The sequence below is a fragment of the Gilvimarinus agarilyticus genome (assembly GCF_000832015.1).
Classification (GTDB): domain Bacteria; phylum Pseudomonadota; class Gammaproteobacteria; order Pseudomonadales; family Cellvibrionaceae; genus Gilvimarinus; species Gilvimarinus agarilyticus.
On record NZ_JXCJ01000001.1, the window covers coordinates 54087 to 71825 of the forward strand.

The 17739-nt window shown below is 55.7% G+C and carries 17 protein-coding genes; 9 read left to right on the forward strand and 8 right to left on the reverse strand.

Features of this window, described 5'->3' with window-relative positions; translation table 11 throughout:
* Complete coding sequence (locus SD69_RS00255; protein ID WP_052480761.1) at nt 1-798, reverse strand: transporter substrate-binding domain-containing protein; 798 nt, start codon at nt 796-798, stop codon at nt 1-3.
* 98 nt (nt 799-896) lie between these two features.
* A complete protein-coding gene (locus SD69_RS00260; RefSeq protein ID WP_041521603.1) occupies nt 897-1589 on the reverse strand; it encodes a TrmH family RNA methyltransferase in 693 nt (230 codons plus the stop codon).
* Between the two features lie 62 nt (nt 1590-1651).
* Between SD69_RS00260 and SD69_RS00265 the strand changes: the two genes are divergently transcribed.
* Nucleotides 1652-1903, forward strand: coding sequence for a hypothetical protein (locus tag SD69_RS00265; RefSeq protein ID WP_041521604.1), 252 nt, complete (start codon nt 1652-1654; stop codon nt 1901-1903).
* 30 nt (nt 1904-1933) lie between these two features.
* Nucleotides 1934-2740 (forward strand): sulfite exporter TauE/SafE family protein, encoded by an 807-nt coding sequence (locus tag SD69_RS00270; RefSeq protein ID WP_198144031.1) that lies wholly within the window; start codon nt 1934-1936, stop codon nt 2738-2740.
* Nucleotides 2741-2894: 154 nt separating this feature from the next.
* On the opposite strand, the gene hemH is transcribed toward SD69_RS00270, so the two are convergent.
* From hemH to SD69_RS00285, 3 genes are all read right to left on the reverse strand, one after another.
* Nucleotides 2895-3914: a ferrochelatase gene (gene hemH / locus SD69_RS00275; protein ID WP_041521606.1), complete on the reverse strand. Its 1020-nt coding sequence runs from the start codon at nt 3912-3914 to the stop codon at nt 2895-2897.
* Between the two features lie 152 nt (nt 3915-4066).
* Nucleotides 4067-5203: a PQQ-dependent sugar dehydrogenase gene (locus SD69_RS00280; RefSeq protein WP_041521607.1), complete on the reverse strand. Its 1137-nt coding sequence runs from the start codon at nt 5201-5203 to the stop codon at nt 4067-4069.
* Between the two features lie 59 nt (nt 5204-5262).
* The gene (locus SD69_RS00285; RefSeq protein WP_041521608.1) at nt 5263-5859 is read right to left on the reverse strand and encodes a DNA-3-methyladenine glycosylase I; all 597 of its coding nucleotides are present in this window, start codon (nt 5857-5859) and stop codon (nt 5263-5265) included.
* 117 nt (nt 5860-5976) lie between these two features.
* Between SD69_RS00285 and SD69_RS00290 the strand changes: the two genes are divergently transcribed.
* The 5 genes from SD69_RS00290 (at nt 5977) to SD69_RS00310 (ending at nt 10357) form a co-directional block, all read left to right on the forward strand.
* Nucleotides 5977-7287, forward strand: a complete 1311-nt coding sequence (locus SD69_RS00290) for an endo-1,4-beta-xylanase (RefSeq protein WP_041521609.1) — start codon at nt 5977-5979, stop codon at nt 7285-7287.
* Nucleotides 7288-7401: 114 nt separating this feature from the next.
* Nucleotides 7402-8373, forward strand: coding sequence for a prolyl aminopeptidase (gene pip / locus SD69_RS00295; protein WP_041521610.1), 972 nt, complete (start codon nt 7402-7404; stop codon nt 8371-8373).
* A 3-nt stretch (nt 8374-8376) separates the two neighbouring features.
* A complete protein-coding gene (dtd, locus tag SD69_RS00300) occupies nt 8377-8820 on the forward strand; it encodes a D-aminoacyl-tRNA deacylase (RefSeq protein WP_041521611.1) in 444 nt (147 codons plus the stop codon).
* Between the two features lie 58 nt (nt 8821-8878).
* Nucleotides 8879-9748, forward strand: a complete 870-nt coding sequence (locus SD69_RS00305; RefSeq protein ID WP_041521612.1) for a TraB/GumN family protein — start codon at nt 8879-8881, stop codon at nt 9746-9748.
* Between the two features lie 51 nt (nt 9749-9799).
* The gene (locus SD69_RS00310; protein ID WP_041521613.1) at nt 9800-10357 is read left to right on the forward strand and encodes an HdeD family acid-resistance protein; all 558 of its coding nucleotides are present in this window, start codon (nt 9800-9802) and stop codon (nt 10355-10357) included.
* Nucleotides 10358-10458: 101 nt separating this feature from the next.
* Here the strand turns inward: SD69_RS00310 and SD69_RS00315 are convergent, their stop codons facing one another.
* The 3 genes from SD69_RS00315 to epmB form a co-directional block, all read right to left on the reverse strand.
* Nucleotides 10459-12570 carry an EAL domain-containing response regulator gene (locus tag SD69_RS00315; RefSeq protein WP_041521614.1) on the reverse strand — a complete coding sequence of 704 codons (2112 nt, stop codon included), beginning with the start codon at nt 12568-12570 and terminating at the stop codon, nt 10459-10461.
* Nucleotides 12571-12853: 283 nt separating this feature from the next.
* Nucleotides 12854-14647 (reverse strand): hypothetical protein, encoded by a 1794-nt coding sequence (locus SD69_RS00320; RefSeq protein ID WP_041521615.1) that lies wholly within the window; start codon nt 14645-14647, stop codon nt 12854-12856.
* Nucleotides 14648-14742: 95 nt separating this feature from the next.
* Nucleotides 14743-15750 (reverse strand): EF-P beta-lysylation protein EpmB, encoded by a 1008-nt coding sequence (gene epmB / locus SD69_RS00325; protein WP_041521616.1) that lies wholly within the window; start codon nt 15748-15750, stop codon nt 14743-14745.
* A 40-nt stretch (nt 15751-15790) separates the two neighbouring features.
* Between epmB and efp the strand changes: the two genes are divergently transcribed.
* Both efp and epmA read left to right on the forward strand, forming a co-directional pair.
* A complete protein-coding gene (efp, locus tag SD69_RS00330; RefSeq protein WP_041521617.1) occupies nt 15791-16363 on the forward strand; it encodes an elongation factor P in 573 nt (190 codons plus the stop codon).
* A gap of 3 nt (nt 16364-16366) precedes the next feature.
* On the forward strand, nt 16367-17332 hold the full coding sequence (gene epmA, locus SD69_RS00335) for an EF-P lysine aminoacylase EpmA (RefSeq protein ID WP_041521618.1): 966 nt from the start codon (nt 16367-16369) through the stop codon (nt 17330-17332).
* Nucleotides 17333-17739 lie beyond the last annotated feature (407 nt).

The window sequence follows — 17739 nt, forward strand, 5'->3', positions numbered from 1 at the left end:
TTATTGCGCCTCCTTCCACTCCAGGCTGGTAAACCAGTAACGGGTACTTGCCGGCAACCATTTGTCGGCAGTGCGGGCAACAATCCACGCATTTAAAAAGTTTAGCAGTGATTGCTCGCCTTTGTGCACGGCCAGGCCATTTTTATAGCTTAACAGCGGTGCATTCATAGGCAGGTCAATTTTTTTGCTGTTGCTGACCGAAAAGTACGTCACCACGGGTTGACTGGCAATGTAAGCGTGCGCTTTGCCATCCAATACCGCTTGCTCGGCGGCTTTAGAGGTTTCAAATACTTTTACCTCGGCGTTTTTAAACAGCGAGCTGGATACGTCAAAGGCGATGGTGTCGCGTACCACGGCAATGGTGAAGTCTTTGTTGTTCATTTCCGCGAGGGTTTTAACGTTGCGGGTTTTCTCGATATTGGCGGCTAAGCCAACGCCCGACTCCGAGTAGGGGTTAGTAAACTCAACCTGCAGCGCGCGCTTGGGGGTAATGGCCACGCCAGCGGCGACCATATCGACTTTACCTTCGGCCAGCGATGGCAAGATTTTTTCCCACTCGTACTCGACAAACTCGACCTTAACGCCCATGTCGGCGGCAATTTTGCGGGCCACATCAATATCAAAGCCCGTCAGCTCGCCTTTTTCGTTTTTCATGGTCCAGGGGGTGAACTCGGCCACACCCACGCGGATGGTGCCGCGATCTAATATATCGTCGAGCGCGTCGGCACTGGCGCCAGCGCTGATACAGCACAGGGCGATGGCCGCCGTGCGAAAGAAGTTTTTAACAATAGATACCATGATTCACTCCATTTATTGATCAAGATACTGGCAGCCTGCGTGGCCGAGGTAAAACGTAAGCCGAGTGTACACCAATTTTGTGCTGCGCCGGGCGTGGGTTATGCGTCGCGCTTGTCCCTGGGGCGGCGATAGGCGGTCGCCTCTGGCGGTATCAGGTCGCCGTCCTCATCCAGCTCGGGGTAGGGCAGCTGGTGTTGTTTGCAGTAGCGGGCCATATCGGGCTGCGCCCATTCAAACAGGGTTTTATGGTAATGGTCATCTTCGGTGCAGCCACGTTGGTAGTGCCCTGCCTGCTGCCGTTGGTGTAGTGCCTCTTGCAGGATAATCCCGGCGGCGACACTGACGTTGTAACTCTCGACCAAACCCATATTGGGGATGGTGACGTGGGCGTCCGCCTCGCGGGCGGCGTAATCGCTCAGGCCTTTTTTCTCGGCTCCCATCACCAGCGCAAACGGTTGGGTGTAGTCAAACTCGCGGTAGTGCACCGCCCGCTCGGACCAGTGCGCCGCTACCAGGGTAAAGCCGCGTTTGCGCAGGTGGGCAAAGCCATCTTCAATGCGCTCGTGCACGCGCTGGCTGGTAAAACGGCCGATGCCGCCGGCGGTGTTGTGGTACACAATGTGACCGCGATCGGGCTTTACCATATGCACCTGACCGATGCCCGCCGCCTCGGCGGTGCGCATAATGGCCGAGATATTCTGCCCCTTATGGACTTTATCGGTCAGTACTGTCATGTCGGGCTGACGCTGGTGCAACACTCTTATAAACTTCTCAAAACGCTCGCGGCTCATGGATGATCTTTCATTAATAGCGGAAAAGGCGTCATTATAGTGGCTAACCACCGGAGGTGATTATGAAAGCATCGGAATTTCTCAAAAAGTACGAGCGCGACCAACAGGCGAAACAGGATAAAACCAGCGAGAACGAGGATGAAGATCACTCGCTGGAGCACAATGCCCGGGAGCGCGCGGCGCACCTGGAGCAAGGGCTTAACGTCGGCAGCCCCTTCGATTGGGAAGATCTTGAAAAGTACAAGCAAGAGCTTGAGCGGATGGAGCGCGAGGGGCCGGGCCGCGGTAAAAAGCGTGATAGCGACGGGCAATAGGTACGCGATTTACATGGATAGGAGTTGTTAGTGGAGTGGATCTGGTTGCTGAGTTATCTCGCGTTGGGCGCGGTAACCGGCGTCTTTGCAGGGCTGCTTGGTATTGGCGGTGGCGGCATTATGGTGCCTGTGCTGAGCATGATGTTTACCGCTCAGGGTTTTAGCGCAGAGCACAATGTGCACCTGGCGCTCGGCACCTCGATGGCGGCCATTGTGCCTACGGCGGTAGCCAGCGCTCGCGCCCACCATCGGCGCAAAGGGGTGGTTTGGCGTGCGGTGCAAGGTTTAGCGCCCGGCGTGTTAGTGGGCACGTTTGCTGCAACCTTTATCGCCAGTTTTTTAAGTGCAGTGCCGTTGGCGATTTTCTTTGCGTTATTTATGAGCGCGGTGGCGCTCTATATGATTATTGGCAAACCGCCGCGCCCCGACCGCTCGTTGCCGGGGCCGCTCGGGCTTGGCGCGGTGGGCACCGGCATTGGCGGTGTATCGGCATTAGTCGCTATTGGTGGCGGCTCGCTGACCGTGCCGTTTTTGGTGTGGTGCAATACACCTCTCGCCCGTGCGGTGGGCACCTCGGCCGCCGTAGGTTTGCCGATCGCCGCCGCCGGGGCGGCGGGCTATATTGTTAATGGCTGGGGCGTCGGTGGGCTGCCCGATTACACCCTGGGCTATGTCGTATGGCCGGCGGTGCTGGCGATGGCGTTGATGAGCTTTATGACCGCGCCGCTTGGCGCGCGTTTGGCGCATCGGTTGCCGGTGGCCGTGTTAAAGCGGATTTTTGCGGTGGTCATGGTGTTGTTGGCGCTTAAGATGTTACACGGGGTGTTGTGGGGATAGTGTTTCGTTGCCAGCGCGTGGTAGTCATACGACTCGCCGGGGCCTTTGATTTGTTTGTCCTCTGTCGTTTGGCGAGGAGGACAAACAATCTCAATATGGGATCTAAATAAGTCGAGTGGCACTCCAACTTACATCGTTTTTTTGTGGATGAAGCCTAAGCCGCTCCCGCCTTTTGCAAAATATCCACCAACAATTCAATATGATCGGCCCTATCATTTAGCGCCGGTATGTAATGGTATTGCTCGCCGCCGGCGTCTAAAAAGAAATCGCGGTTTTGTTCTTCTAGCTCTTCTAGGGTTTCTAGGCAGTCGGCGCTAAAGGCGGGGCTTAGGATGGCGATATTTTTTACGCCTTGGGCGGGCAGTTCTTTTAGGGTTTGTTCGGTGTAGGGTTTTAGCCACTCGGCTTTGCCAAAGCGCGACTGGAACGTGGTGATGCAGTCGTTGGGGTTGAGGCCGGCTTTCTCGGCGGCCAGGCGGGTGGTTTTTACGCAAAAGCAGTAGTAAGGGTCGCCTTTTTCCAGGCTGAACTTGGGGGTGCCGTGATACGAGAACACCCATTTGTCGGGTGCGCCGTGTTCGGCTTGGTGCTCACTCATGGTTGCAGCGAGGGCGGTGGCGTAACCCGGGTGCTCGCAGTAGCCGCTTAAAAAGTGCAGCTCGGGCACCCAGCGCCAGTGTTGCAGCTCTTTAGATACCGCATCGAAAGTGGAGCCAACCGTCGCGGCCGCGTACTGAGGGTAGAGCGGCAATACGACAATTTTGCGCACGCCGGCCGCTTGTAACTCGGCCAGGGCGCTGGCGATAGACGGATTCCCGTAGCGCATGCCGAGGGCGACTTTTACCTCGGGGCCAAGGGCTTTGGCGATGGCGTCGCGCTGGCGGCGGCTGATGGCCAGCAGTGGCGAGCCCTCGTCGGTCCAGATACTTTCATAGAGTTTGGCGGATTGCTTGGGGCGGATGTTTAAAATAATGCCGTGCAAAATCAGCAGCCAGAGCAGGCGGGGGATCTCGACGATGCGTGGGTCCGATAAAAACTCGGCCAAATAACGACGTAAACCCGCTTTAGTGGGGGCGTCGGGGGTGCCGAGGTTTGTTAATAAAACCCCGGTGCGGGGTGTGGTTTTAACCGTGTCATGGGCGTTGTCGGTAAGAGCCCGGTACCGTGCTGTCATGGTCTTGCCTTTGTAATGTCGTTAGGCAAAGTTTACCAGCTGTGGCGTGAATTTGCCGGATAGGTCGTTGGTGCACGGTTGTCGCCGGGTGGCTACGGATAAAACCCGCCTCTGGAGGTAGAGGCGGGAGCTCGGGTGTACTCGGGTTGGGTTTACTCTTCTGGGCTCAGGCGCAAGATGGCGCCGTTAGAGTCATCGGTGAGTAAGTACAGGTAGCCCTCTGGTCCCTGCACCACGTGGCGCAGGCGCTTGCCCACGTCGTCTTTTAATAGGCGCTCTTCGTGCAGCACACGCTCGCCTTCGATATCAAGGCGCGACAGGGTTTGGCCTTTTAAGCTGGCGACAAACATATCGCCTTGCCAGTCGGGGAATTTATCACCGGTGTAAAAGGTGAGGCCCGCGGTTGCCAGTGAGGGTAGCCAGTAATACACGGGTGTTTCCATTCCCTCTTTTTTAAAGCCCTCGCCAATTTTGCCACCGCCGTAATCTTCACCGTAGGTAATTACTGGCCAGCCGTAGTTTAGGCCGGCGCGGTCGATGTTAATTTCGTCGCCGCCCTGGGCGCCGTGCTCGCCGCTCCACAATGCGCCAGTTTGAGGGTGAATGGCCGCGCCTTGCATGTTGCGATGGCCGTAAGACCAGATCTCGGGTAGCGCACCTTCGGTGTCAACAAAGGGGTTGTCGGCGGGCACACTGCCATCGGTGTTAATGCGCACGACTTTACCGTGGTGGTTGTCCAGGGTTTGGGCGTCGTCTTTGCGCGAGTAGCGGTCGCCGAGGGTGACAAACAGGGTGCCGTCGCTGCCAAACACCAGCCGTGAGCCAAAGTGCGAGGTGCTTTTGACTTTGGGTTGCTGGCTAAAAATGCGGGTGACATCGACTAATTGATCATCGTCGATACGCGCTGAGGCAACGGCCGTACTGTTGGTGTCACCATCTTCGCTGGGTTCCGAGTAGCTAAAATAGATACGTCCGTTAGAGGCGTAATCTGGGTCGATCGCGACATCCAGTAGCCCGCCTTGCCCTTTGGCGACAATCTCGGGCAGCCCTTTTAGGGCTGGCCAGATTTGCCCTGAGGTGCTCACCAAGCGCAAGTTTCCGGCGCGTTCACTGACGAGCATGGTGCCGTCGGGCAAAAACGCCAGGCCCCAGGGGTTTTTTAGGCCCTCGGCAATGGTTTCAACGGCAAAACTGGCGCGTTCACTGTCGATAACGGTTTTGCCGCTGGCACTAAACGGGGCGGCCAGTACGGCGGCCAGGCCCAATGCCGTCAAGGTGCGTGTCAACATGGTGACTCTCCTGTGTAATGTGGATCACGGGTTTGTTTCGATGCTTAAGTGTAACAGCCTTATTTGTTGTCTGGCGCGAGCTTGGCACAGGGTTGGTGACGAAAACAGTCGATGGTGTGATCGTTGACCATACCGGTGGCCTGCATAAATGCGTAGCAAATGGTGCTGCCGACAAAATTAAAGCCTTTGTTTTTTAAGGCTTTGCTCATAGCGTCGGACTCGGGTGTGGTGACCGGCACGTCGCTCAGGCTGCGCCAGCGGTTTTGTATCGACTGACCACCGACAAAAGACCATAAAAACGCTACCCAGTCGTCGCCGTCTTGTTGCATCTGTAAATAGGCGCGGGCGGCCTTGATGGCGCTTTCGATTTTAAGCTTGTTGCGAATAATGCCGGCATCCTGACGCAACCGCTCGACGTCCTGATCGGTAAATTGAGCGATTTTGCTCGGGTCAAACTGACAAAAAGCCCGGCGGTAGCCCTCGCGTTTTTTAAGCACGGTAATCCAGCTAAGGCCCGCTTGGGCGCCTTCTAAAATCAGCATTTCAAACAGCTCTTGGGCGTCGTAACAGGGCACGCCCCACTGCTGGTCGTGGTACTCCTGATAAATTGGGTCGTCGCTGCACCATTGGCAACGGATTGGCTGTTCGCTCACGATAGCTCCTTGTGGCTGACTTTACTTAATGGCATCAAGTGGTCATAATGACCATAAGAGGGTGCTATAGAAAGTATACGCCACTCTGCCCATTACAATAAAACTAATGATAGGTGATTTATGCGCACGCAACTTTTATGGCTGGCAGGGTTACTTGCCGCTACTTCACTCACGGCATGCGGCGGTGGTTCCGGTGGTGGCGACAGCACTCCAAGCAGTTCCAGTGCCTCGTCGGTGGACTCCTCCTCATCCAGTTCGTCCAGCAGCTCGCAACCGAGCAGTTCGTCGTCATCTGTGGAAAACTCATCTAGCTCCTCGGTGAGCTCAGACGGCCCGATTGCGATTGAGCCCGATTTTGACCTGTATGCCACAACCCCGTCGGATTTTCCTGTCGGTCTAGCGGTATCAGCCGCCAATGAGGGTTACAGTATTTTCAATCACAGTGACGCCAGCGAGCGTCAGGGTGTGATTGCCCGGCACTTCAGTCAGTTGACCGCCGGTAACATCATGAAGATGAGCTATCTGCACCCTTCTGAGGACACCTTCACATTTGACGATGCCGACCAGCTAGTGGCGTTTGCCGAGTCCAATGGCATGAGTGTTCACGGCCACGCGTTGGTGTGGCATTCCAGCTATCAGGTGCCGGGCTTTATGAACGGCTATGAAGGCGATTTTGCCGCGATGTTGGCGAATCACGTCACCGGTATTATTGAGCACTTTGAGGCTGATTACCCCGGTGTAGTGACCAGCTGGGATGTGGTGAATGAAGCGGTGGATCAGGGGGCCAGTGATGGTTTCCGTCGCTCGGTGTTTTATAACGAGTTGCCCCCAACGGCTGAGGGTGAGATCCCCGAGTACATTAAAGTGGCTTTTCAGGCAGCGCGGGATGCGGCCCCGGGCATTGATCTGTACTACAACGATTACGACAATACCGCCAATAGTACGCGGCTAGGTAAAACTTTGGAGATTGCCGAAGCGCTCAACGACGAGGGTATTATCGACGGGGTGGGCTTTCAGATGCACATCTACATGGGTTACCCCTCGATTAATGACTTTCAAAGCGCCTTCCAGCGGGTGGTGGATATGGGCCTGAAGGTTAAACTAACCGAGCTGGATATTGCGGTAGTGAATCCCTACGGCGGTGGTAACCCACCGCCGCAGCCAGAGTATGATGAGCAGCTGGCTGCCGAGCAAAAGCAGCGTTTTTGCGAAGTGACCAAAGTTTATCTGGACACTGTGCCCGCTGATCAGCGGGGCGGGTTTACCGTCTGGGGGCTGACCGACGATGAGAGTTGGTTAATGAATCAGTTTGCCAACGCCGCTGGTGCGGATTACGAGGATGTTTGGCCCTTGTTATTTAATGCCAACCTGTCGGCGAAGCCTGCATTACAGGGCGTAGCGGACGCCTTTAGTGGGCAAGGCTGCCTTTAATGTTTGACCCGGCCCCGGTGCGACGCACTGGGGTCTCCCTCCCATCGTCTTTGTGTGCTAAGTTGCAAGCTGATATTCAGTCGCACTCTTTCTTAGTACGCAGGGCCATCCTACATGTTGATGTTCTACCCCGAAATTAAACCGTTTGCTCGTCACCAGATTCCCGTAGAGGCACCCCATGAGTTGTATGTCGATGAATCGGGTAACCCCGACGGCATTCCGATCCTGTTTGTGCACGGCGGGCCCGGAGCTGGGTGCGGCAAGTACGACCGGCGCTTTTTTGACCCGGAGCGCTACCGGATTATTTTGTTTGATCAGCGCGGTGCCGGTCGCTCTACCCCTCACGCGGAGTTAGAGGGTAATAGCACGCAAGCGCTGGTGGAGGACATCGAGCGTATCCGGGTGGCACTGGATATCGACCGCTGGGCTCTGTTTGGTGGCTCGTGGGGTTCGACGCTGAGCCTGGTGTACGCCGAGACGTACCCAGAGCGTGTGCTGGGGCTGATTTTACGCGGCATCTTTTTGTGCCGTGAGCGGGATTTACGCTGGTTTTATCAAGATGGCGCCAGCGCTATTTTCCCGGATTACTGGAAGGATTTTCTCGCTCCGATCCCCGAGAACGAGCGCCACGATTTAATGCACGCCTATCACCAACGTTTAACAGGTGATAACGAGCTGCAAAAGATGTCGGCAGCCAAGGCGTGGTCGCTATGGGAAGGGCGCTGCGCAACATTGCGGCCGAACCAAGATGTGGTGGACACCTTCTCTAACCCTTTTAAGGCGTTAGCGCTGGCACGCATAGAGGCTCACTACTTTGTGAACAAGGCCTTTTTGGAAGACAACCAGATTATTAAAAACGCCGATAAACTAGCGGGCATCCCCGGCATGATTGTGCACGGGCGCTACGATATGGTGTGCCCGCTGGATAACGCCTTTGCTCTGCAGGCGGCCTGGCCCGATGCCGAGCTGCAAATTATCCGCGACGCTGGGCATGCCTCGCGCGAGGCGGGTATTGTCGATGCGCTGATCCGCGCCACCGATGGCCTGGCGCGCAAACTCAGCAACGACTCTGACCAAATGGCGTAACCGATGCGTGGTTTGATACAGCGTGTGTCTCAGGCATCGGTGGCGGTTGATGGTGAGTGCGTCGGGAGTATCGATCAAGGCCTGTTACTGCTGCTGGGTGTCGAGCGCGACGATACTCGCGAGCAGGCCGATAAACTACTGCACAAGCTTTTACACTACCGGGTATTTGCCGACGCCGACGATAAAATGAACTTAAACGTTGGCGAGGTCGATGGCGGGGTGTTGGCCATATCGCAATTTACACTGGCGGCCGATACTCGCAAAGGGTTGCGCCCGGGGTTCTCGAGTGCCGCTAGTCCGGCACTGGCCGAAGAGCTGTACGATTATTTTGTCGCTCAGCTTAAAGCGCAGCACCCACGGGTGGCCACCGGTATTTTTGCAGCCAATATGCAAGTTAGTTTAACCAATGATGGCCCGGTCACCTTTTTATTAGAGGCTCGCCCGTAGCGTCCGCTATGGGTTAACGCTTACCGTTTTACACTATACCAACTCCTAAGGACTCATTATGAAGCCAGTAAAAGGACTTTTAGCCGCTTGCGCTTTGTGTGCAGCATCGGCGGCCCAGGCCGACAGCTACCTATGGCAGGTTAGCGACGGTGATAACGCGCTGCTGATTGGCGGCACTATCCATATGTTAAAGCCCAGCGATTACCCGCTACCGGATGAATTCCCCGCGGCGTTTGCCGCTGCCGAGAAGGTGGTGTTTGAAACCAACATGGATGTGGTCAGCGACCCGGCATTTAGCCAAAAGTTGCAACAGGCGATGATGTTGCCCAAAGGCAAAACGCTACAAGATCAGTTGAGCGAAAAAACCTGGGCTCGCCTAAGTGAGTACGCCATTAGTCGCCAACTACCGCTGGCGCCTATGCAAGCGTTTCAACCGGCTTTTGTGGCACTGGCTTTTACCATGATGGAAATGCAGAAGCTGGGCTTTGGTGACGGCATCGATCAAAAATATTTTGCCCAGGCGAAGGCGCAGAACAAATCATTGGGCCAACTGGAAACCCCGGATGAGCAGCTAGGGTTTATGGTCGCCATGACGGAAATGGACCCCGACTTATTTATTAACGCCACGCTCGACGATCTGGAGCAAATGTCAGAGATGTTTGATCAGATGGTAGCCGAGTGGCGCGAGGGCGATGCCGATGAGCTCTTTACCCTGATGGGTAAGCCAATGTTGGATGAGGCGCCGGCACTGTACGATTTGATTTTAACCCAGCGCAATAAAACCTGGGTGCCGCACATTAAACAGCTGTTGGCCACCCCAGAAAAGGAGCTGGTGTTGGTGGGCGCGCTGCATCTGGCGGGCCCCGATAGCGTGCTGCTTATGTTACAGCAGTCGGGTTTAAAGGTTACCCGCTACCAGCCTGAGTAATGCCGCCTATAATGTAGTGGGTTTATTTTATTCGCATCAAGGAGAAGCATAATGGACGCATCGAAACTCTCTCTGGCACAGGCATTCTCAGCGAATTGGTGGGTGCTGTTAGTGCGGGGTGTTATCGCCATTGTATTTGGTCTTACGGCTTGGTTTATGCCAGCACTCTCTATCGCCTTGTTGGTGATTATGTTTGGTGTGTTTTGTCTGGCGGATGGCCTTGTGGGTATTTATTTATCGATCTCGGGCCGGCGTCACACCGATTATTGGTGGGTATTGTTACTCAGTGCACTGCTGAGCACGATTGTTGGTGCGCTGGCGTTGTTTGCCCCGGGTGTGACAGCGGTGGTGCTGGTGTACTACGTGGCGGCCTGGGCGATTCTGACGGGCGCGGTGCAGTTGCTAGCAGCGTTTCGTCTGCGTAAAGAAATGACCGGCGAGTGGTGGTTGATGCTTAACGCCGTTATCTCGATTATTTTTGGCCTGGTACTGTTTGCCCAGMCAGGTGCCGGGGCCCTGGCGCTGTTGTGGTTAATTGCCACCTTTGCGATTGTTATTGGGGTCTTATTAATCGTGCTGGCCTTGCGGGTACGTAAACTCGCGCTGTAAATGCCTGGCTACTCATTGTAGCCGGTATAGCTTACAAAAAAAGGCAGCCCACTACCGGGCTGCCTTTTTTGTGTGGCGATATTGCTTACATCGCAACAGAGTTAGCCTTCCATATTAAAGTCGTAACTCATCGATTGGGTTGGCTCTTGCAAATAGTGCCCCTGAATGTAGTGCACCCCAGCCTGCCAAAGGGTTGAGAGCACGCTGGCATTCTCAACAAACGGCACAATGGTAATTTTATCGGCCTCGTGCAGCTGTTCTAACAGCTGGGTTAGTGACTCGGGGCTTTCACTTTTGCTCTGTACATCCTGCGTGAACGAGCCGTCGACTTTAATAAAGCCGGCATCCACATGCTTGAGCGTGTTAAAGGGGTTGAGCGAGCAGCCAAAGCTGGAGATCGAAAGCTTGCTGCCGAGTTTTTCCAGGCCATTGTTAAGCGCTTTGGCGGCGTTAAGGTGATTAGTAATGTCCACCTCTTGGGCCTGAAAGACGATTGCATCGGGTGGCAGGCCTGCGGCTTTAAAGGCGACGCCCAACCACGCCACCAGTGAGCTGTCGCAAATGGATGAGTTGTTTAAATTAACAATTAATTTGGTTTTGTTGCCGCGGCTGCGGTGCTCGGATAACAGCTTAATGGCTTCCAGAATTACCCAGCGATCAATCTTAATTCCAATGCCCGCTTGATGGGCAGTCTCGATAAACTGGTTGGGTGAAACTTCTTCATTTTCGCTGTTTAGCAGGCGCAGTAATACTTCGTAGTACTCTTCCTCTGAGCCGCGCAAACTAATAATGGGTTGAAACAAAAGGCGAAACAGATCGTTGTCTAGCGCGTTCTGTACGTCTTTTAGCATGTCGCGCTCTTGTTTTTCTTCCGCGCTGACGGGGGGCTCGTACAGCAGCGCGCAGTTGTGCTCGTGCTCGCGCACCTGGTCGGCAGCGGTCATGGCTTGTTCAATGACCTGCTCGGCATTGCTGGAGTTTTCGTTAACCAGCGAGATACCAATGCTGGCGTTTAGCTGCAGTGTTTTACTGTTAACCTCGATGATGTGCTCGGCAATGATGGCGCACAGCTTTTCAGCTCGGCTGACGGTTTCACTGGCGGTGGTGGTGGTACTCAGTAGTGTAAAGGCACTGTCGCCAAAACGGGCCAGAGTCTCGCCTTCGGCGCTTTCACGGGTTAGCAGTTGCGCGAGGTCTTCGAGAGCAGCGTCGGCGCCGGTCATCCCCAGCTTGGCCTGGGCGGTATCGGCAAAATCGTCGATATCAATGTACAGCAGGCAACGGCTTTGCTCGTCGTCTATGCTGTCGATAATTTTTTCGGTATGTCTCAGGAAATAGCTGCGGTTATAGAGGCCGGTGATGCTGTCCTTCCATTTGGCTTCTTCCAGCTCTTTGGCCGAGACACCAGCGGCGGCCGCCGCTGCCGCTACGGAGGCTCCAGCCCGAGTGCCACGGGTTAAAAATTGCAGGCAGGGTTCGTCGTCGTAGCTGGCGTGGGCCACCTCCAGTGATACCTCGGTTTGCCCGCCGTCGTGGCGTAGGCCCTGAAAGCTCAGTGTGCTGGATTCGGCGTCGAGCCCTTTAAGGGTAAACTCTTTCAAAAAGTTTTTAAGTTTGTCGTGATCGCTCTCAGCCACCATGTCCATGATGGGCATACAATCGATGTCGTCTTTGTCGTCGTAGCCGAACAGCTCGGCGAAAGATTCGTTGGCGTAGAGATAGAGGCCATCTTGCACGTAGGCAATGGCGTCGCGAGAGCTATCGAGCAGCGATTGCGCGCGGCGCTCGGACTCGCGCAACCGGCGGTCGGCAATGCGCTTGTCGTGGCGCTGAGCGCGATTGGCGAGCTCGCGGCTAATAACCAGCAGCAGGTGTTGGTCTTCATCTAGGCGTACAACGTCAGCCGCGCCCACTTTAAGACCCTCGACAATGGCTTGGCTGGTCTCGTCGTCGGTCAGCAGTACGGCGGGGATGTCCTTGTTCAGACGACGAATTTGCTGAATGGCAGCCGCCGGTGTCAGATTTTGGGTTTGGTCATGAGCGATCAGAATGTCCCATGCCTGCTCTTCGATCAGCTTGTTGAGTGACTCGTCACTGGTTACATGCTGAGCGCGATTGGGGCGCCCGGCATTGTGCAGCATGCTGATTAAGCGCTCGGCTTCGGCTTGCGAATCGTTCAGGATGAGCAGGCGGATCGTTTCATTGGGATTCATAGAGGTCTACTGCGCTCGCTATTCCACGGTTTTTATCGAGTGCCAGGTGTGTTTTGCTGCAAGGAAGAATTCCCCCCATTCGCTCGATATTTCGAGCCGGTAGTCGGCTACCGCTTGCAAACTGGCACTTATAGATGAAGAGGCAACTATATTACCCGAATATTCTCTCACCTCAACACTTGTACGCTGATTGGCATAAGCTTGCCATATCATGCGTTGAAAAATGCGACGAGATCGACGCTTTCATTACCCCTTCAGCTTACCTATTGTCGGGTGTGCTTGGTTACTCTTTTGTGTCCCACAGGGCGGCAAAATCTGTTTTGGGGCGTGCGGCCTCCTCTGTAACCGGCTCGGCGCTGGCCAGCACCTTATAGGTAAACTGGCTGACAATGCCGGTAGAAAACAAGCGGCGCGTTAGCTGCAAGCTGGTAACAGCGCCGTCTTGGTAGAGCCTGATTTTTTGCATTTCGCGAAAGCTCACGGCGTTTGTCAGTAAACTGGCCGGCTGGTTGGCGAGACGCTGGGCCGGCAGCGCCAGTACCCGCAGGTACTCGGCGTAGTCGCCGGTTTTTTGTACGATGGCGGCCGCCGCTGGTTGCGCCTGAGGCGCGAGCATTTGCACCCCTACCTGAGTGGTGTTGCGCGCCTGCTGCACCCAGCGCACCGCCGCAATCCCCCATTTATGTCGGCCGGGCTCGCGCACGCCGAGCAGCTCGCCCGCTTTGAGGCCAGCTGGGCTGGCGCCATGCCATTCGAGGCAGTAACCGCCGGCGCTGACATCGATCACGGCGACTTTATCGATGGGGTGCTGGCCGCGATATTTGGCTCGGGTGGCGCGGCGAATATTCTCTTCCATGTTGGCAGTCGAGTGGGTGCCGCTTTGCAGGGCGGGCTTGGCCACATCAAAAGCCTCGCCCCAGGGGTCGGCGGCGCTGGGGCTGATGCGGTCTTTTAGCTTGAGGCTACGCTGTTTGAATATGCCCTCGCTGCTATCCTCTAGCCCTAACTCAGAGGGGCTCTTGAGGTACAGATTAAAAGGGGTTTCGTCGGCGCTGTAAAAATGTAGGTTGCCCAGCCCAATTGTCACCTCAAGCTCGCCGTTGCCGGCATGGCGTGGGTAGCTGCGCTCGACGGTGCGCTGCCAGGCGGCCTGTAAGTGGCCGGTTAGCGCCGGCGACAAACGTGTCGTGGCGTTCTCGGGTAAAGTTTGCAGGGTTTGGCATGCCGCGCTGCTGTCTAATACGCGAACCTCTTGACTGTTGTATAACGACAGGCGGCTGCGATACACCGGCGGTTTGTCTTGATCGAGCATCACGGCGTATAGGCCATCGGGCGCTTGATGATCATCGGGATAGAGCTGCGCTTTGGCGCTGAGTGACTCGAGCGATAGATAAAGGTTGTATAAGTCGTTTTGCCCCAACTGGTTGGGGCGGGCCGCGGCCAGTAATACGATGCGCAGATAGGCCTGTTTGATACTTGCGATACCCTGGTGGTTGGGCAGAGGATCGTCAACTTTAAACTCGGTAAGGCCGTTGCGCTCAGCCAGTAAATACAGCGTGTTTAGCTCGAGCCAAAGCTGCTTTATGGTGGGGGTATACAGCTGGTAGCTGCGCAGCAACAGTAGGCCCAGCCCGGTAATGGCCCGGTGAATTGCCCGGCCGCGTAGCTCGTCGTTGCTGCGCTCGGTAAAGGCAGAGCGCAGCGCGACCAGGTAGGCGTTACTCAGATGTTTTTGCAGTGCCTGAGCGATGACGGCGGCCTTGCGCGCGGGCTCGGGTAAGATCAAAGGCTGGTGCAAAAACGCTTTACTGAGCCCTTGGATGGCCACATGCACCGCCGGGCGTACTTGATCGAGTACATCCAGGTGGTTTTGGGCGCCGGTCTTGAGGCGCGCTAACTCGGGCAGCGCCGCATACAAAATGGCACTGATATAGCGTGTTTGCGTTAGTGGTTGGGCGTCAATCCACCGGGCAACATTAGCGCTTGTCGCACTTTTGCAAAAGCTGAGGCTTTTAAGATCTGGCTCTGGCAGTTTTAGCTGCGCCAGCAGTGCGTCGTTGGTTAAGGCTTCGTTCATGCTATCGCTTATTACTCTGAGGTTACCGTTATACTATAGCGGATGGTGCCTGATTGTGACGCACGCTATAACAAAACCAATAAAATACGGCGGCGTTATATGACCGGCGTTTTGGATGGTTGGCCGGGAATCTCACGTACCAGCTTGGGTACTAAATACCCAGACAGGCTGTGAAGTAGCCCCTGATGCAACCGTCTTGCTTTTGCCTCGGGCACGTCAAAATGCGCCGCCCCCGAGACTTTGTCCAGTAAGTGTAAGTAGTAAGGTAACACACCGCAGGCAAACAGCCGCTCACTAAGCTCGCTTAGTGCCGCTTGCGAGTCGTTGACGCCCTTTAGTAAGACGGTTTGGTTGAGCAGCGTAACGCCAGCCTGGCGCAGTTGGCCGAGGGCGTGGGCTACCGAGCCGTCCAGCTCGCGGGCGTGGTTGGCGTGTATCACCAGGGTGTTGGCAAAGCGCGGTCGGGCCAGCCAAGCCAGGCATTCATCGGTAATACGCTCTGGCACGACAATCGGCAGGCGCGAGTGCACCCGCAGGCGCGTGATGTGCGTAATGTGGCTGATCTCGTCGGTTAGCCAGCTAAGGGTAGCATCGGGGGCATTTAACGGGTCGCCGCCGCTAAAAATCACCTCGTGAATACTGGAATCCGCCCGAATGTAATCGAGTGCCTGTTGCCATTGGGCGCGGCTGGGGCGGTTGTCCGCGTAAGGGAAGTGCCGCCTAAAACAGTAGCGACAGTTAATGGCGCAGCTGCCGGTAACTACCAGCAGTACCCGGCCCTGATATTTGTGCACCAGCCCGGGGTGCGGGTTGGTGGTTTTTTCGGCAAGCGGGTCGTGGCTGTAACCGGGCACAGCCAGCAGCTCGTCGCCAATAGGCAGCACCTGACGCAGCAGCGGATCGTCGATATTACCGGGCTCCATCCGTCGCACAAAGCTGCGCGGCACCCGCAACGCAAAGTCGTTACCGGCTAAATGGGCGGCCGGCAGTAGTGCCGGGTCGAGTTTGAGGAGCGAAAATAGCTCTTCTGGGGTGCGAATAACGTTTTTAAGCGCCTCTTGCCAGGTCTCGGTCTGCCATGTAGCGACGGTTCGATGTATCATTGGCGCCTTTCAAATTCTGTTAATGATTACGAGAGGGGTTATGGCCACCTATTCTATCAATGATTTCCGCACCGGTCTGAAAGTAATGCTAGACGGTGACCCATGTAACATCGTTGAAAACGAGCTGGTAAAGCCGGGTAAAGGCCAAGCCTTTAACCGCGTTAAGCTGCGCAACCTGGCCACCGGCCGTGTATGGGATCGCACTTTTCGCGGCAGTGAGAGCCTTGAAGCCGCTGACGTGATCGACCGCGATATGGAGTACCTGTACAGCGACGGCGAGTTTTGGCACTTTATGGATCCGGAGTCATTCGACCAGTTTGCCGCCGATGCCAAAGCGGTAGCCGACGCTGCCAAGTGGCTGCGCGAGCAAGACAAGTGTGTAGTAACCCTGTTTAACAACGCGCCTTTGGTGGTAACCCCGCCAAATCATGTCGAGCTGGAAGTGACTGAAACCGACCCGGGCTTAAAAGGCGATACCGCCCAGGGCGGCACCAAGCCCGCCACGTTAAGCACCGGCGCCGTGGTTAAAGTACCGCTGTTTATGAACGTGGGTGACGTGGTTCGCGTAGATACCCGCACCGGTGAGTACTTAGGCCGCGCCTCTAAAGACTAAGCCGTGAGCGACTCATGGCAGCCGAGCTGCTCGCCCGCGTTATTAAAGGCGCGGGCGGCGCTCAACCATCACATACGCGAGTTTTTTAGCGCACGCGAGGTGCTTGAGGTCGAAGTACCGATTCTGGCCAGTACCTTTGTTACCGATCCGTTTGTCGAGCCGGTAACTGCCCACCACACGGGCCACACCTATTATTTGCAGAGCTCCCCCGAATACGCCATGAAGCGCCTGCTGGCCGAGTATCGCCAGTGTATCTACGCGCTTACTAAGGTATTTCGCGCCGGCGAGAGCGGCTCGCGCCACAACCCAGAGTTTACTATGCTGGAGTGGTACCGCGTGGGGCTGGACGACCATCAGCTCATGACGGAAGTCGGTGATCTGGTGGCGCAGTTGATTCCCGAGCTGGCTATCCACAAGCTGAGTTACCGTCAGTGGTTTTACCGCCGCTGGCAGATTGACCCCCATGAGATCTCTTTGGCTGAGTTGCGCGTATTAGGCAAAAGCTTGATTGAGATCGACGACACCGGTTTGGACAAAGATGCCTGGCTGGATTTATTGGTCACCCATGAATTAGAGCCAGCGCTGCCCGTTGGGCTGACTTTTGTGCACGACTTCCCCGCCAGCCAGGCCGCGTTGGCCCGCATCGTGAATGATGCTAACGGCACACCCGTGGCGCGGCGCTTTGAGGGGTATTTGGCCACCGCGCCGGGCAACGCTATGGAGCTGGCCAACGGCTACTGGGAGCTAACGTGCCCAAACGAGCAGCGCCGGCGCTTTGCGCGCGATATCGCCCGGCGCAGCGCGCTGGGTTTGCCCCAATATCCAGTGGATGAGCAACTGCTGGCGGCACTGGCCCACGGGCTGCCCGACTGCGCGGGTGTTGCCTTGGGGGTCGACCGGTTATTGATGCGCCAGCAAGGCTTGTCGCGCATCGGCGAGGGCCTGAGTTTTGAGTTTTCCCGCGCTTAACAAAATTGTGCAAAACATTTTTTAAACGGCTTATTTTGCCTTAAAGGCTGCGCCAAAATGGCCTCGTGTCAAGCCCTTTTGTGCTTACAAAGCGGGCGTTATTGATTGCCAAGTGCTCGAATCTGTGCATTTTAAGCTGTTGATTTTGTTTGTGTTTTGCACTGTGTGAGAATCGCACAGTAAGCCCAGAGCCGGCGCTGCCGGTGGCTTTGAGCGGTTACGCAAAGCTCATGCACAAAGTTGTCCACAGGCTGTGTGGATAAGCAAAATTACGCGGTCTTGGCGCTGACGTTAAGGGCGCGATTACCGTAAAATAGAACGTTGCCTCTGAATAGTAGAGCGGTGTTGTGGCCTTGGCGTAGGTTTGTGACACACCTGTATTATTCAGAGGTTCCTTTTACCTTTAT

Coding starts and splice junctions, on each gene's coding strand:
- SD69_RS00315 (WP_041521614.1), bottom strand. CDS start 12,570: ATGAATCCCAATGAAACGATCCGCCTGCTCATCCTGAACGATTCGCAA.
- SD69_RS00305 (WP_041521612.1), top strand. CDS start 8,879: ATGAAGCCAGTAAAAGGACTTTTAGCCGCTTGCGCTTTGTGTGCAGCA.
- SD69_RS00265 (WP_041521604.1), top strand. CDS start 1,652: ATGAAAGCATCGGAATTTCTCAAAAAGTACGAGCGCGACCAACAGGCG.
- epmB (WP_041521616.1), bottom strand. CDS start 15,750: ATGATACATCGAACCGTCGCTACATGGCAGACCGAGACCTGGCAAGAG.
- SD69_RS00260 (WP_041521603.1), bottom strand. CDS start 1,589: ATGAGCCGCGAGCGTTTTGAGAAGTTTATAAGAGTGTTGCACCAGCGT.
- SD69_RS00280 (WP_041521607.1), bottom strand. CDS start 5,203: ATGTTGACACGCACCTTGACGGCATTGGGCCTGGCCGCCGTACTGGCC.
- efp (WP_041521617.1), top strand. CDS start 15,791: ATGGCCACCTATTCTATCAATGATTTCCGCACCGGTCTGAAAGTAATG.
- SD69_RS00255 (WP_052480761.1), bottom strand. CDS start 798: ATGGTATCTATTGTTAAAAACTTCTTTCGCACGGCGGCCATCGCCCTG.
- pip (WP_041521610.1), top strand. CDS start 7,402: ATGTTGATGTTCTACCCCGAAATTAAACCGTTTGCTCGTCACCAGATT.
- SD69_RS00320 (WP_041521615.1), bottom strand. CDS start 14,647: ATGAACGAAGCCTTAACCAACGACGCACTGCTGGCGCAGCTAAAACTG.
- hemH (WP_041521606.1), bottom strand. CDS start 3,914: ATGACAGCACGGTACCGGGCTCTTACCGACAACGCCCATGACACGGTT.
- dtd (WP_041521611.1), top strand. CDS start 8,377: ATGCGTGGTTTGATACAGCGTGTGTCTCAGGCATCGGTGGCGGTTGAT.
- SD69_RS00290 (WP_041521609.1), top strand. CDS start 5,977: ATGCGCACGCAACTTTTATGGCTGGCAGGGTTACTTGCCGCTACTTCA.